Origin of the sequence: Staphylococcus sp. MZ3, from assembly GCF_018622755.1 — a bacterium.
Taxonomy (GTDB): Bacteria; Bacillota; Bacilli; order Staphylococcales; family Staphylococcaceae; genus Staphylococcus; species Staphylococcus aureus.
The window spans coordinates 2301124-2316239 of record NZ_CP076026.1 but is presented as its reverse complement, the minus strand read 5'-3'; the positions used below and the strand labels follow the sequence as shown (position 1 = coordinate 2316239).

Annotated in this window: 17 protein-coding genes; 12 read left to right on the top strand and 5 right to left on the bottom strand. The window is 33.4% G+C overall.

What is annotated here, in order from left to right; translation table 11 throughout:
• The first annotated feature begins 86 nt into the window (after positions 1 to 86).
• Both KI230_RS11435 and KI230_RS11430 read left to right on the top strand, forming a co-directional pair.
• Entirely contained in the window at positions 87 to 1091 is a 1005-nt protein-coding gene (locus tag KI230_RS11435; protein WP_000076927.1) for a ThiF family adenylyltransferase, read from the top strand.
• A 30-nt stretch (positions 1092 to 1121) separates the two neighbouring features.
• Entirely contained in the window at positions 1122 to 1628 is a 507-nt protein-coding gene (locus KI230_RS11430; protein WP_000503820.1) for a MogA/MoaB family molybdenum cofactor biosynthesis protein, read from the top strand.
• Between the two features lies 1 nt (position 1629).
• Here the strand turns inward: KI230_RS11430 and moaC are convergent, their stop codons facing one another.
• A complete protein-coding gene (moaC, locus tag KI230_RS11425; RefSeq protein ID WP_000134527.1) occupies positions 1630 to 2124 on the bottom strand; it encodes a cyclic pyranopterin monophosphate synthase MoaC in 495 nt (164 codons plus the stop codon).
• Between the two features lie 62 nt (positions 2125 to 2186).
• Between moaC and KI230_RS11420 the strand changes: the two genes are divergently transcribed.
• From KI230_RS11420 to moaA, 6 genes are read left to right on the top strand one after another with little or no spacing between them, the layout of a single operon-like run.
• Positions 2187 to 3446 carry a molybdopterin molybdotransferase MoeA gene (locus KI230_RS11420; RefSeq protein WP_000259732.1) on the top strand — a complete coding sequence of 420 codons (1260 nt, stop codon included), beginning with the start codon at positions 2187 to 2189 and terminating at the stop codon, positions 3444 to 3446.
• A complete protein-coding gene (mobB, locus tag KI230_RS11415; protein ID WP_000602945.1) occupies positions 3443 to 3928 on the top strand; it encodes a molybdopterin-guanine dinucleotide biosynthesis protein B in 486 nt (161 codons plus the stop codon). Before KI230_RS11420 ends, mobB begins: the two co-directional genes overlap by 4 nt.
• A gap of 13 nt (positions 3929 to 3941) precedes the next feature.
• Positions 3942 to 4388 (top strand): molybdenum cofactor biosynthesis protein MoaE, encoded by a 447-nt coding sequence (locus tag KI230_RS11410; protein ID WP_000808500.1) that lies wholly within the window; start codon positions 3942 to 3944, stop codon positions 4386 to 4388.
• 5 nt (positions 4389 to 4393) lie between these two features.
• Positions 4394 to 4627, top strand: coding sequence for a molybdopterin converting factor subunit 1 (moaD, locus tag KI230_RS11405; RefSeq protein WP_000866971.1), 234 nt, complete (start codon positions 4394 to 4396; stop codon positions 4625 to 4627).
• A 6-nt stretch (positions 4628 to 4633) separates the two neighbouring features.
• Positions 4634 to 5233 (top strand): molybdenum cofactor guanylyltransferase MobA, encoded by a 600-nt coding sequence (gene mobA, locus KI230_RS11400; RefSeq protein WP_000643988.1) that lies wholly within the window; start codon positions 4634 to 4636, stop codon positions 5231 to 5233.
• Between the two features lie 19 nt (positions 5234 to 5252).
• The gene (gene moaA / locus KI230_RS11395) at positions 5253 to 6275 is read left to right on the top strand and encodes a GTP 3',8-cyclase MoaA (protein WP_000230173.1); all 1023 of its coding nucleotides are present in this window, start codon (positions 5253 to 5255) and stop codon (positions 6273 to 6275) included.
• A 208-nt stretch (positions 6276 to 6483) separates the two neighbouring features.
• Here moaA and KI230_RS11390 read toward each other — a convergent pair whose 3' ends face one another.
• Positions 6484 to 6669, bottom strand: a complete 186-nt coding sequence (locus tag KI230_RS11390; RefSeq protein ID WP_001789125.1) for a hypothetical protein — start codon at positions 6667 to 6669, stop codon at positions 6484 to 6486.
• A gap of 125 nt (positions 6670 to 6794) precedes the next feature.
• Here KI230_RS11390 and sarV point away from each other — a divergent pair, with 125 nt between their 5' ends.
• Positions 6795 to 7145 carry an HTH-type transcriptional regulator SarV gene (sarV, locus tag KI230_RS11385; protein WP_000066900.1) on the top strand — a complete coding sequence of 117 codons (351 nt, stop codon included), beginning with the start codon at positions 6795 to 6797 and terminating at the stop codon, positions 7143 to 7145.
• A 101-nt stretch (positions 7146 to 7246) separates the two neighbouring features.
• Here the strand turns inward: sarV and KI230_RS11380 are convergent, their stop codons facing one another.
• Positions 7247 to 8458, bottom strand: a complete 1212-nt coding sequence (locus KI230_RS11380; protein ID WP_000184404.1) for an MFS transporter — start codon at positions 8456 to 8458, stop codon at positions 7247 to 7249.
• A complete protein-coding gene (locus tag KI230_RS11375; protein WP_000951058.1) occupies positions 8451 to 8891 on the bottom strand; it encodes a MarR family winged helix-turn-helix transcriptional regulator in 441 nt (146 codons plus the stop codon). Before KI230_RS11375 ends, KI230_RS11380 begins: the two co-directional genes overlap by 8 nt.
• Positions 8892 to 9052: 161 nt before the next feature.
• On the opposite strand from KI230_RS11375, the gene KI230_RS11370 reads away from it, so the two are divergent.
• Positions 9053 to 9817: a VOC family protein gene (locus tag KI230_RS11370; RefSeq protein ID WP_000600967.1), complete on the top strand. Its 765-nt coding sequence runs from the start codon at positions 9053 to 9055 to the stop codon at positions 9815 to 9817.
• Here KI230_RS11370 and KI230_RS11365 read toward each other — a convergent pair.
• The gene (locus KI230_RS11365) at positions 9809 to 10060 is read right to left on the bottom strand and encodes a hypothetical protein (protein WP_031873237.1); all 252 of its coding nucleotides are present in this window, start codon (positions 10058 to 10060) and stop codon (positions 9809 to 9811) included. The genes KI230_RS11370 and KI230_RS11365 overlap by 9 nt on opposite strands.
• Before the next feature lie 388 nt (positions 10061 to 10448).
• Here KI230_RS11365 and femX point away from each other — a divergent pair, with 388 nt between their 5' ends.
• Complete coding sequence (gene femX / locus KI230_RS11360; protein ID WP_000413866.1) at positions 10449 to 11714, top strand: lipid II:glycine glycyltransferase; 1266 nt, start codon at positions 10449 to 10451, stop codon at positions 11712 to 11714.
• 116 nt (positions 11715 to 11830) lie between these two features.
• Complete coding sequence (locus KI230_RS11355; RefSeq protein WP_045178384.1) at positions 11831 to 14998, top strand: efflux RND transporter permease subunit; 3168 nt, start codon at positions 11831 to 11833, stop codon at positions 14996 to 14998.
• Positions 14999 to 15116 lie beyond the last annotated feature (118 nt).

Genomic DNA, 15116 nt, shown 5'->3' with positions numbered 1-15116 from the left:
AACTCTTTTTTAGGGGCAGTTTTTTTGAGAGACATTGACGCGCGTCATATAATGAAAGTAATGATAAAAAGAAAGGATAACTTAATGTGAGTCAAGAACGTTATTCAAGGCAAATTTTATTTAAACAAATAGGTGAAATAGGTCAAAGCAAAATAAATCAAAAATGTGCGTTGATTATTGGTATGGGCGCATTAGGTACACATGTGGCTGAAGGACTTGTTAGAGCAGGCATTGCTAAACTAATCATTGTTGATAGAGATTATATTGAATTTAGTAATTTACAAAGACAAACATTGTTTACTGAAGAAGATGCTTTGAAAATGATGCCTAAGGTGGTTGCAGCTAAAAAGCATTTGCTAGCGTTACGTAGTGATGTTGATATTGATGATTATATTGCCCATGTGGATTATTATTTTTTGGAAACACATGGACAGGACGTTGACGTTATTATTGATGCAACCGATAACTTTGAAACACGACAACTGATTAATGATTTTGCATATAAACATCGTATACCTTGGATTTATGGTGGTGTTGTACAGAGTACATATACAGAAGCTGCATTTATACCTGGTAAAACACCTTGCTTTAACTGTTTGGTACCACAATTGCCAGCATTAAATTTAACATGTGATACAGTAGGGGTCATTCAACCTGCCGTGACGATGGCAACAAGTTTACAATTAAGAGATGCGATGAAAGTATTAACGGAACAACCAATTGACACAAAAATAACTTATGGCGATATTTGGGAAGGTAGTCATTATTCATTTGGTTTCAGTAAAATGCAACGTTCAGACTGTACAACTTGTGGAGATGTACCAAGTTATCCGTATTTAAACAAGAATGAACAACGTTATGCAACATTGTGTGGTAGAGACACTGTACAGTATGAAAATGCATCAATTACACACGACATTCTTGTTCAATTTTTAAAACAACATCAACTAAATTATCGCAGTAATTCGTATATGGTTATGTTTGAATTTAAAGGACACCGCATTGTTGCTTTTAAAGGTGGAAGGTTTTTAATACATGGCATGACACGCACATCAGATGCCACACATCTAATGAATTTATTGTTTGGATAAAAAAAGATAAGACAAAAGGAGTGTAATATTATGGGCGAACATCAAAACGTTAAATTGAATCGTACAGTTAAAGCAGCCGTACTAACGGTATCAGATACTAGAGACTTTGATACAGATAAAGGTGGTCAATGCGTGCGCCAACTATTACAAGCAGATGACGTTGAAGTGAGTGACGCACATTATACAATTGTGAAAGATGAAAAAGTAGCCATCACGACGCAGGTGAAGAAGTGGTTAGAAGAAGATATTGATGTCATCATTACGACTGGTGGAACAGGTATTGCACAACGTGATGTGACGATTGAAGCAGTAAAACCACTTTTAACTAAAGAGATAGAAGGCTTTGGGGAATTGTTTAGATATTTGAGTTATGTTGAAGATGTTGGCACGCGTGCATTATTGTCTCGTGCTGTAGCAGGTACAGTTAATAATAAATTGATATTTTCGATTCCAGGATCAACAGGCGCAGTTAAATTAGCATTAGAAAAGCTCATTAAACCAGAATTGAATCATCTGATTCATGAGCTTACAAAATAATTTATTGATTTGATTGGCGTTGAAAATCTCCAGATTTACCGCCAGACTTGCTTTCAAGGTAGGTTTCGCCAATAATCATACCTTTATCAACTGCTTTCGTCATGTCGTAAATGGTTAAAGCCGTTGCTGATGCAGCGGTTAAAGCTTCCATTTCAACACCGGTTTTGCCAGTTGTAGAGACAGTTGTTTGAATGTTTAAAGTATAAAGGGGTGCATTTGTTTCATCCCAGCTGAAGTGAACATCTATGCCAGTCAATGGTAATGGATGGCACATCGGAATAATTGTTGATGTATTTTTGGCAGCCATAATACCAGCGATTTGAGCAGTGTTCAATACATTGCCTTTGGTATTGGTGTTATTAGAAATCTGCTTAAAAATAGTTTCATTTACAGTAATGCTTGAATGAGCGACAGCAGTTCTTTTTGTAATTTGTTTGTCTGATACATCGACCATTTTGGCGTGGCCTTGTTGATTAATATGAGTAAACTCAGTCATTTTACCCCTCCTAGTGCATCTAGTATATCATGAAAAAATAAAAGTTTTGGAGATGATTTTTAATGGTAGTAGAAAAAAGAAACCCAATCCCAGTTAAAGAAGCAATTCAACGTATCGTTAATCAGCAGAGTTCAATGCCGGCAATTACGGTAGCACTTGAAAAAAGTCTAAATCATATCTTAGCAGAAGATATTGTAGCTACTTATGATATACCAAGGTTTGATAAATCACCTTATGATGGTTTTGCAATTCGCAGTGTTGATTCACAAGGGGCAAGTGGTCAGAATCGCATTGAGTTTAAAGTGATTGATCAAATTGGTGCAGGTTCAGTTTCTGATAAATTAGTTGGGGATCACGAAGCGGTGCGTATTATGACTGGAGCACAAATACCTAATGGCGCAGATGCTGTTGTTATGTTTGAACAAACGATTGAACTAGAAGATACATTTACAATTCGTAAACCATTTTCAAAAAATGAAAATATATCTTTAAAAGGTGAAGAAACAACGACAGGCGATGTTGTTCTAAAAAAAGGACAAGTAATTAATCCAGGGGCTATAGCGGTCCTTGCAACATATGGCTATGCAGAGGTTAAAGTTATTAAGCAACCGAGTGTCGCTGTTATTGCAACAGGAAGCGAATTATTAGATGTTAATGATGTATTAGAAGATGGAAAAATTCGTAACTCTAATGGCCCAATGATTCGTGCCTTAGCAGAAAAATTAGGTCTTGAAGTTGGTATTTACAAAACACAACAAGATGATTTAGATAGTGGCATACAAGTCGTTAAAGAAGCTATGGAAAAACATGATATCGTTATTACAACGGGAGGAGTTTCTGTTGGAGATTTTGACTATTTACCTGAGATTTATAAGGCTGTAAAGGCGGAAGTGTTATTTAATAAAGTAGCAATGCGTCCTGGTAGCGTAACAACGGTTGCATTTGCAGATGGAAAGTATTTGTTTGGATTATCTGGAAATCCATCAGCTTGTTTTACAGGATTTGAACTATTTGTGAAACCAGCTGTTAAACATATGTGTGGCGCACTAGAAGTCTTCCCGCAAATAATTAAAGCAACATTAATGGAAGATTTTACCAAGGCAAACCCATTCACACGATTTATACGTGCTAAAGCAACGTTAACAAGTGCTGGAGCTACTGTAGTACCTTCAGGATTCAATAAATCAGGTGCGGTTGTAGCGATTGCACATGCTAACTGTATGGTCATGTTACCAGGAGGGTCACGTGGTTTTAAAGCGGGGCATACAGTAGATATTATATTGACTGAATCTGACGCTGCTGAAGAGGAACTTCTTTTATGATTTTACAAATTGTAGGTTACAAAAAGTCTGGTAAGACAACATTGATGAGGCATATTGTCTCTTTCTTAAAGTCACATGGTTATACAGTTGCTACTATTAAACATCATGGGCATGGTAAGGAAGATGTTCAATTACAGGATTCAGACGTCGATCACATGAAGCATTTTGAAGCGGGGGCAGATCAAAGTATTGTACAAGGTTTTCAATATCAGCAAACTGTAACACGTGTAGATAATCAAAATCTTACTCAAATTATTGAAAAATCTGTTACAATTGACACCAATATCGTATTAGTTGAAGGCTTTAAAAATGCTGATTTTGAAAAAGTCGTAGTCTATCGAAATGAAGAAGAGTTGCAAGTATTACAACAATTGTCGAATGTTTGTTATAGCATTAATGTAAGGGAGCATGAAGATTTTACAGCATTTGAGCAATGGTTATTAAATAAAATTAAAAATGATTGTGATACACAATTAACATAGAGGATTGAAATGAATGAAACAATTTGAAATCGTGACAGAACCGATACAAACAGAACAATATCGTGAATTCACTATAAATGAATATCAAGGTGCAGTAGTTGTTTTTACCGGTCATGTTCGCGAATGGACTAAAGGCGTCAAAACGGAATATTTAGAATATGAAGCGTATATTCCAATGGCTGAAAAGAAATTGGCACAAATTGGAGATGAAATAAATGAAAAATGGCCTGGAACGATAACGAGTATTGTTCATAGAATAGGGCCATTACAAATTTCAGATATCGCTGTATTAATTGCAGTTTCTTCACCGCATCGTAAAGATGCCTATCGAGCAAATGAATATGCAATTGAGCGTATAAAAGAAATTGTTCCGATTTGGAAAAAAGAAATTTGGGAAGATGGTTCAAAATGGCAAGGGCATCAAAAAGGGAATTATGAAGAAGCGAAGAGGGAGGAATAAGAGAGATGAAGGTACTTTACTTCGCAGAAATTAAAGATATATTACAAAAAGCACAGGAAGATATTGTGCTTGAACAAGCATTGACTGTACAACAATTTGAAGATTTATTGTTTGAACGTTATCCGCAAATCAATAATAAAAAGTTTCAAGTTGCTGTAAATGAGGAATTTGTACAAAAATCAGATTTCATTCAACCTAATGATACTGTTGCATTAATTCCACCGGTTAGTGGAGGTTAAGGGAGCATGAAAGCAATAATTCTTGCAGGTGGTCATTCAGTGCGATTTGGTAAGCCCAAAGCTTTTGCGGAAGTGAACGGTGAGACCTTTTATAGTAGAGTAATTAAGACATTAGAATCAACAAATATGTTCAATGAAATTATTATTAGTACAAATGCGCAATTGGCAACGCAATTTAAATATCCAAATGTTGTTATAGATGATGAGAATCATAATGATAAAGGTCCATTAGCAGGAATTTATACAATCATGAAGCAACATCCTGAAGAAGAATTGTTTTTTGTCGTTTCTGTTGATACACCAATGATTACTGGTAAAGCTGTAAGCACGTTGTATCAGTTTTTAGTTTCTCATCTTATTGAAAATCATTTAGATGTCGCAGCTTTTAAAGAAGATGGACGTTTTATTCCAACAATTGCATTTTATAGTCCGAATGCATTAGGCGCTATAACTAAAGCACTACATTCTGATAATTACAGTTTTAAAAATGTATATCATGAATTATCAACGGATTATTTGGATGTCAGGGATGTAGATGCGCCCTCATATTGGTACAAAAATATAAATTATCAGCATGATTTGGACGCTTTAATTCAAAAATTGTAAGCTGTTAGGAGGTCCACAAATGGTAGAACAAATAAAAGATAAACTAGGACGTCCCATCCGTGACTTACGGTTATCTGTGACAGATCGGTGTAACTTTAGGTGTGATTATTGCATGCCTAAAGAGGTATTTGGAGATGATTTCGTATTTTTACCTAAAAATGAACTGTTAACGTTTGATGAAATGGCTAGAATCGCTAAGGTATATGCAGAATTAGGTGTAAAAAAAATACGCATTACAGGTGGAGAACCATTGATGCGACGCGATTTAGATGTACTTATAGCTAAATTAAATCAAATCGATGGTATTGAAGATATTGGTTTGACTACAAATGGTTTGTTATTAAAAAAGCATGGACAAAAGTTATATGATGCTGGGCTACGCAGAATTAATGTCAGTTTGGATGCTATTGATGATACGCTATTTCAATCAATCAATAATCGTAATATTAAAGCGACTACGATTTTAGAACAAATTGATTACGCGACGTCTATTGGTTTGAATGTAAAAGTAAATGTTGTTATACAAAAAGGTATTAACGATGATCAAATCATACCAATGCTTGAATATTTTAAAGATAAACATATAGAGATTCGATTTATAGAATTTATGGATGTTGGTAATGATAATGGATGGGATTTCAGTAAAGTTGTAACTAAAGATGAAATGCTTACAATGATAGAGCAGCACTTTGAAATCGATCCTGTAGAACCAAAATATTTTGGGGAAGTAGCAAAATATTATCGCCATAAGGATAATGGTGTTCAATTTGGTTTGATTACAAGTGTTTCACAATCATTTTGTTCTACATGTACACGCGCAAGGCTGTCATCAGATGGGAAGTTTTACGGATGTTTATTTGCAACTGTCGATGGATTTAACGTTAAAGCGTTTATTCGTTCTGGCGTGACCGACGAAGAATTAAAAGAACAATTTAAAGCTTTATGGCAAATAAGAGATGATCGATATTCAGATGAGAGAACTGCTCAAACAGTTGCCAATCGTCAACGTAAAAAGATAAACATGAATTATATTGGTGGTTAATGTGTAGGGACCACTACATATTAAATCATTAGAGATGTTTTAATATTTCTGTCTTACTCCCTAAAATACAATATTATTTATTAAAGTAAAAACGGTCATATCTATGCCAGATTTAATAGAAATGATCGTTTTTAAAGTTTTTACAAGTTGGCGGGGCCCCAACATAGAGAATTTCAAAAGAAATTCTACAGACAATGCAAGTTGGGGATCAACGAAATAAATTTTGTGAAAAGGTTATTTCTGTCCCACTCCCAAAAATCACTACATAATAAATCTTTAAGGGCTCTTTAACATTGTTGTCACACTCCAAGTCATTGAGTTGTAATATATCTTTTTTAGGTATAAATGTTGTCGAATAAACAACAAGTTGTCCAAAAGATATAAATCTAAACAAGATATAGCCAGCAATTTAATATTTGTAATAGATAAAATGCTAAGTTTGATATATAATAAATTTAAGTAATTGTATAATAATATGAATTACAAACATCTAAGAAGAAACATAGGAGGCATCATATTATGAGTAATAAAGTTCAACGTTTTATAGAAGCAGAAAGGGAGTTAAGTCAGTTAAAGCACTGGTTAAAAACAACACATAAGATTTCAATTGAAGAATTTGTAGTACTTTTTAAAGTGTATGAAGCTGAAAAGATTAGCGGTAAAGAATTGAGGGATACATTACATTTTGAAATGCTATGGGATACAAGTAAAATCGATGTGATTATCCGTAAAATCTATAAAAAAGAGCTTATTTCTAAATTGCGTTCTGAAACGGATGAAAGACAAGTATTCTATTTCTATAGTACTTCTCAAAAGAAATTGTTAGATAAAATTACTAAAGAAATAGAAGTGTTAAGCGTTACAAACTAAAAACTTAAAAAGCATGCCAATCAGTACATCATAATTGCGTCTTGGGGACAGACAAATGATGAATAGAGATTGGCATGCTTTTTATTTTTGAATATAAATATTTAGTTCATGGCATTTCTAGTTACATGACGTCCATGAATTAAGAAGTAAACAAGCATAGTAATGATTGCTAAAGCGGCCATAAAGCCGAAGATTTCACTATATGAAAACATATGAGTAAATAACCCAAGGAATGATGGACCGAAGCCGACACCTGCATCTAGACCAACGTAAAAAGTAGATGTCGCGATACCATATTTAATCGGAGGTGAGACTTTTATCGCAATAGATTGCATTGCAGATGATAAATTTCCATACCCTAAACCTAGGCAAGCACCAGCAAGTAATATTAACCAGCTTTGATAGCTTGAAATTAAGCACACAAATGAAAGGAAAAGCATGATAAATGCTGGGTAGACAATAATATTTTCATTTTTATCATCCATCAATCTACCAGCAATAGGTCTAGTAATTAAAGATGCTATAGCATAGCAAATAAAGAAATAGCTTGCTGCAGTTACTAGGTGTCGCTCTAAAGCAAATGCTTGTAAATAAGTTAGGATGGACGCATAGGTCACGCCAATTAAAAGCATAATTACAGCAACAGGAATGGCCTCTTTTGCAATAAATTGATGAATACTAAATCTTGGTTTATTAATGACATCAGTTTCAGTTTTATTATTTGTTACTTCGAAATCAACTTTTATAAATAATGAGATAATGAGTCCGAGTATGCCTAATATGACACAAATAATAAACAGTAAATCAATTGCGTATTTTGTAATAAGTAACATGCCTAGAAATGGGCCAATCGCTGTACCTAATACTAAACTTAAGGAAAATAAACTGATGCCTTCACTTTTTCTATTAACAGGGGTAACGTATGCCGCAATAGTACCTGTTGCAGTTGTCACAACTGCAGTTGCGATACCGTTTATGAGACGTACAAAGATTAAAAAAGCTAAAGATCCATCAATAAAATAAAGTAATTGCGTGATAATTAAAGCAATTAAACCAATAAATAATAATCGTTTAGGTCCGATTTGATTTACAAATTTACCTGTAGCAAATCGACCAATTAAAGACCCGACAATAAATAGTCCTACAACTAATCCGGCTAATGAATCGGAAGCGTCGAAAGCTTGCTTACTATAGCCAGCAATAACTACAAGTAACAAATACATGCATAGGTATACGATAAAGTTGACAAAAAAGTTGATTGTAAAACTTTTGGTGAAAATAGGTGATTTATTTAATGAGCCTTGATTAGTCATTGTGTGCCTCCTTTAATAATATTTCATGAATTTGATTCATCACATTTATGGTTTCTTGCATTTGATCTTGCGAAATGTTTGTTTTGGCAACTACTGCTTGTTGGAGCTTTTGTACATCAAGACAAACAATCTCATATAATTCATGCCCTTTAGGTGTTAAAGTTAAAAACTTTTGTCGTTTATCCTCTAAACTGTTTTCTACTGTTATAAGGTCATTTTCTATTAGAGCTTTTAAAGTTTTTCTTGCAGTAGGCTTTTCAATTGCACGTCTATGTGAAATTTCAATGAGAGTAGTGGGCTGATGTTTAGCGATATCGCGTAAGATTAACCATTGGCCATAATATATATTGTGTTTTTCTAAAATCGGCTCGGCTAATTTTAAATAGGGGCGATATATTGTTATAAAACTATTGAAAAATTCTTGTGATAGCATAGTGACATCTCCTAAGACAAAATAGTTAGCTTAGCTAACCTTTTTACAACAATAGTAATTATAAAACGGGAGCAATTAGAAATCAATATATAATTATTAAGAGCAAAAATAATTATACTTTGTTAAAATAAGCGTAATTACATGTAAATAGGGGGATACTAATGATATTGAAATTTGATCACATCATTCATTATATAGATCAGTTAGATCGGTTTAGTTTTCCAGGAGATGTTATAAAATTACATTCAGGTGGGTATCATCATAAATATGGAACATTCAATAAATTAGGTTATATCAATGAAAATTATATTGAGCTACTAGATGTAGAAAATAATGAAAAGTTGAAAAAGATGGCAAAAACGATAGAAGGCGGAGTCGCTTTTGCTACTCAAATTGTTCAAGAGAAGTATGAGCAAGGCTTTAAAAATATTTGTTTGCGTACAAATGATATAGAGGCAGTTAAAAATAAACTACAAAGTGAGCAGGTTGAAGTAGTAGGGCCGATTCAAATGGAAAGAGATACACATAAAGATGGTAAGGTAAAGTGGCAATTGCTTTATATAATGAATCAGGATGATGATGAAATTAAGCCACCATTTTTTATTCAATGGGAAGAAAGTGATTCCATGCGTACTAAAAAATTGCAAAAATATTTTCAAAAACAATTTTCAATTGAAACTGTTATTGTGAAAAGTAAAAACCGATCACAAACAGTATCGAATTGGTTGAAATGGTTTGATATGGACATTGTAGAAGAGAATGACCATTACACAGATTTGATTTTAAAAAATGATGATATTTATTTTAGAATTGAAGATGGTAAAGTTTCAAAATATCATTCGGTTATCATAAAAGACGCACAAGCAACTTCACCATATTCAATTTTTATCAGAGGTGCTATTTATCGCTTTGAACCATTAGTATAAATATACGTAAGTGCTATGAGCGAGAATGCCCATATGAATAATGGCAAGCACAATGGAAAGAATTGTTAATATTTTATTTAATCGTGATGACTTAATTAAAATGAAAAAGATTGATAATATAAATGTGAAAAAGATAAGTATAACCCGTAAACTAAAGTAATTCACGGTGAGAGGTTGACTCAATGTCATAATGATTGCAACGATGTTCATAATTATAAATAGACTTAAAATAATTGTTCTCATATCAAACACCTCATTGTTAGATTATTGACATTATAACAGGGGTAATTGTATATGAACATTAATGTGGTTGCTTGAGGAAAAATTTATTCATTGAAGTCAAGTTGGTTCATTTTAGAAATGAATATCGTGTTAGATGATGAAAGTATATTGAAGTATAGGTAACTAGTTGAAAAGTATTAATTGTACGATAACATTAAATTTAACACGAAACATAGATATAAAATGATTCACAATTAAAATGGGTAAATTTGAACTTGCTAAACTATTAATTGGAGCATGGACATTTCAAAAATAAGAGTTCAAATCTTACACAAGCTCTGAATCGACACTATAAGATACAAACTGTATAATTAAAGGTATTGTTAAATAGAAGGAGATATCATAAATCATGGAAAAGATGCATATCACTAATCAGGAACATGACGCATTTGTTAAATCCCACCCCAATGGAGATTTATTACAATTAACGAAATGGGCAGAAACAAAGAAATTAACTGGATGGTACGCGCGAAGAATCGCTGTAGGTCGTGACGGTGAAGTTCAGGGTGTTGCGCAGTTACTTTTTAAAAAAGTACCTAAATTACCGTATACGCTATGTTATATTTCACGTGGTTTTGTTGTTGATTATAGTAATAAAGAAGCGTTAAATGCATTGTTAGACAGTGCAAAAGAAATTGCTAAAGCTGAGAAAGCGTATGCAATTAAAATCGATCCTGATGTTGAAGTTGATAAAGGTACAGATGCTTTGCAAAATTTGAAAGCGCTTGGTTTTAAACATAAAGGATTTAAAGAAGGTTTATCAAAAGACTACATCCAACCACGTATGACTATGATTACACCAATTGATAAAAATGATGATGAGTTATTAAATAGTTTTGAACGCCGAAATCGTTCAAAAGTGCGCTTGGCTTTAAAGCGAGGTACGACAGTGGAACGATCTGATAGAGAAGGTTTAAAAACATTTGCTGAATTAATGAAAATCACTGGGGAACGCGATGGCTTCTTAACGCGTGATATTAGTTACTTTGAAAATATTTATGATGCGTTGCATGAAGATGGAGATGCTGAACTATTTTTAGTAAAGTTGGATCCAAAAGAAAATATAGCGAAAGTAAATCAAGAATTGAATGAACTTCATGCCGAAATTACTAAATGGCAGCAGAAGATGGAAACATCTGAAAAGCAAGCTAAAAAAGCGCAAAATATGATTAATGATGCGCAAAATAAAATTGCTAAAAATGAAGATTTAAAACGAGACCTAGAAGCTTTAGAAAAGGAACATCCTGAAGGTATTTATCTTTCTGGTGCACTATTAATGTTTGCTGGCTCAAAATCATATTACTTATATGGTGCGTCTTCTAATGAATTTAGAGATTTTTTACCAAATCATCATATGCAGTATACGATGATGAAGTATGCACGTGAACATGGTGCAACAACTTACGATTTCGGTGGTACAGATAATGATCCAGATAAAGACTCAGAACATTATGGCTTATGGGCATTTAAAAAAGTGTGGGGAACATACTTAAGTGAAAAGATTGGTGAATTTGATTATGTATTGAATCAGCCATTGTACCAATTAATTGAGCAAGTTAAACCGCGTTTAACAAAAGCTAAAATTAAAATATCTCGTAAATTAAAACGAAAATAGATTAACGACTGAAATCTGAACGCTCATAAGACTGTCATTTGCGTTCAGATTTTTTTACACAATATAGAATGGTTGAGTAAAATATTTTTGAATATAGTGAAAGAGGGGGAAGTACTGTGATAAAAAAACTATTACAATTTTCTTTGGGGAATAAGTTTGCTATCTTTTTAATGGTTGTTTTAGTTGTCTTGGGCGGTGTATACGCGAGTGCTAAATTGAAATTAGAATTACTACCAAATGTACAAAATCCAGTTATTTCAGTTACAACAACAATGCCGGGTGCAACGCCACAAAGTACCCAAGATGAAATAAGTAGTAAAATTGACAATCAAGTAAGATCGTTGGCATATGTGAAAAATGTTAAAACGCAATCCATACAAAATGCTTCAATTGTAACAGTTGAATATGAAAATAATACAGATATGGATAAAGCAGAAGAACAGCTTAAAAAAGAAATCGATAAAATTAAATTTAAAGATGAAGTTGGTCAACCAGAATTAAGACGTAATTCGATGGATGCTTTTCCGGTTTTAGCATATTCATTTTCAAATAAAGAGAATGACTTGAAAAAAGTAACGAAAGTACTGAATGAACAATTAATACCAAAATTACAAACGGTAGATGGTGTGCAAAATGCGCAATTAAATGGGCAGACGAACCGTGAAATCACCCTTAAATTTAAGCAAAATGAACTTGAAAAATATGGATTGACTGCTGATGATGTAGAAAACTATCTAAAAACGGCAACAAGAACAACACCACTTGGATTGTTCCAATTTGGTGATAAAGATAAATCAATTGTTGTTGATGGTCAATATCAATCTGTTGATGCTTTTAAAAACATAAATATTCCATTAACGTTGGCAGGAGGACAAGGGCAATCTCAATCCCAAAGTGACAATAAACAAAATTCAGCCATGTCAGATGTTAATCAGGCATCACCGCAGCAAAATTCAAAAGCGTCAGCATCAAATAATATAAGTGGTATGCCGACAGCGAAACTAGGAGATTTAGCTGATATTACAGTTGGTGATGTGCGTACTTCTATTTCTAAAACGAATGGCAAGGATGCGGTTAATTTACAAATAACTAAAGCTCAAGATGCCAATACAGTTCAAGTAGCCAAAGATGTACAACGTAAAATTGATACATTCGTTGATGAAAATAAAGATTTTAATGTCACAAAAACAATGGATACTGCAAAGCCTGTTGAGAAATCACTTTATACGATGGTTGAAAAAGCATCATTAGGTACAATCGTGGCAATTATAGTTATTTTGCTGTTTTTAAGAAACATTCGTACGACGGCAATTTCTATTATATCGATTCCGTTATCACTTCTTATGGCGCTTATTGCTCTGAAATTGAGTGATGTTTCATTGAATATACTAACGTTAGGTGCATTAACAGTAGCGATTGGACGTGTGATAGACGATTCGATTGTAGTTGTTGAAAATATTTATCGACGCTTAACAGATTCAGAAGAACAACTAAAAGGTGAAAATTTAATTATCAGTGCGACAACTGAAGTATTTAAACCAATAATGTCATCGACACTAGTTACTATTATCGTCTTCTTACCACTTGTGTTTGTATCAGGTTCAGTAGGCGAAATGTTTAGACCTTTTGCATTGGCTATTGCATTTAGTTTATTAGCATCGTTATTAGTGTCAATTACACTCGTTCCAGCGTTGGCAGCTACACTATTTAAAAAAGGCGTTAAACGTCGTAATAAACAACATCAAGAAGGATTAGGTGTTGTTAGTACAACTTATAAAAAAGTATTACATTGGTCATTAAATCATAAGTGGATTGTAATTATATTAAGTACATTAATTTTGGTTGCAACTATTGTATTTGGAGGACCGAGACTAGGCACTAGCTTTATTTCAGCAGGTGACGATAAATTTTTAGCTATTACTTATACACCGAAGCCTGGTGAAACGGAGCAAGCAGTGTTGAATCATGCGAAAGATGTTGAAAAATATTTAAAACAGAAAAAGCATGTAAAAACAATTCAATACTCAGTTGGCGGTAGTAGTCCAGTAGATCCAACGGGTAGTACAAATAGTATGGCAATCATGGTTGAATATGATAATGACACGCCTAATTTTGATGTAGAAGCGGATAAGGTTATTAAACATGCAGATGGCTTTAAACATCCTGGAGAGTGGAAAAATCAAGATTTAGGAACAGGTGCAGGTAATAAATCTGTAGAGGTTACTGTAAAAGGTCCATCAATGGATGCCATAAAATCAACTGTAAAAGATATTGAACAGAAAATGAAACAGGTTAAAGGACTAGCCAATGTCAAATCTGATTTATCGCAAACATATGATCAGTATGAAATTAAAGTCGATCAAAATAAAGCGGCAGAAAATGGTATTTCTGCAAGTCAACTTGCAATGGACTTGAATGAAAACTTACCAGAAAAAACAGTTACGACTGTTAAAGAAAATGGTGAAACTGTTGATGTTAAAGTCAAACAAAATAAGCAAACAGACTGGTCAGAAGATAAGTTGAATAATATAACTTTGAAAAAGCCGACTGGTGGTACGATTAAATTGGGAGATATCGCTACGTTAGTTAAAACAACGACACCAAGTAAATTGACGCAAGAACAAGGAGATTATGCAACGACGGTATCTGCTAAAGTAACAAATAAAGATGTGGGTGGCACAACACGACAAGTGATGTCTAAAATAAATAATTTGGACAAACCGAATAATGTAAAGGTTAATATCGGTGGTGCATCAGATGATATTAACAATGCAATGACACAATTAGCCTTTGCAATGTTAGCTGCAATCATTATCGTATATTTAATCCTAGTTATTACATTTAAAGGTGGCCTAGCACCATTTACAATTTTATTCTCTTTACCATTTACAGTTATCGGTGTAATTATTGCACTATTAATCACAGGAGAAACAATATCAGTACCAAGTTTAATTGGTATGCTAATGTTAATTGGAATCGTAGTAACAAATGCCATTGTGTTAATAGACCGTGTTATTAATAATGAGCAACAGGGCATGGAGATGAAAGAAGCATTAATCGAAGCAGGCGGTACTAGAATTAGACCGATATTAATGACGGCGATTGCAACAATTGGTGCATTAGTTCCTTTGTTATTTGGTCAAGATAGCTCGATTCTTATTTCGAAAGGATTAGCTGCTACAGTTATTGGTGGTTTAATTTCATCAACTTTATTAACACTTGTAGTTGTACCAGTAATATATGAAATTCTCTTTACTTTAAAAAAACGATTCACTAAACGATAGATAATATAAAAACCATAAAAGCGGTCATGATATTGACTACTTTTATGGCTTTTTAAAATTTGAAATTTTAGACCTTATTTCACGTGCGATTTAATCGATGTGTTAATAAAACAATACT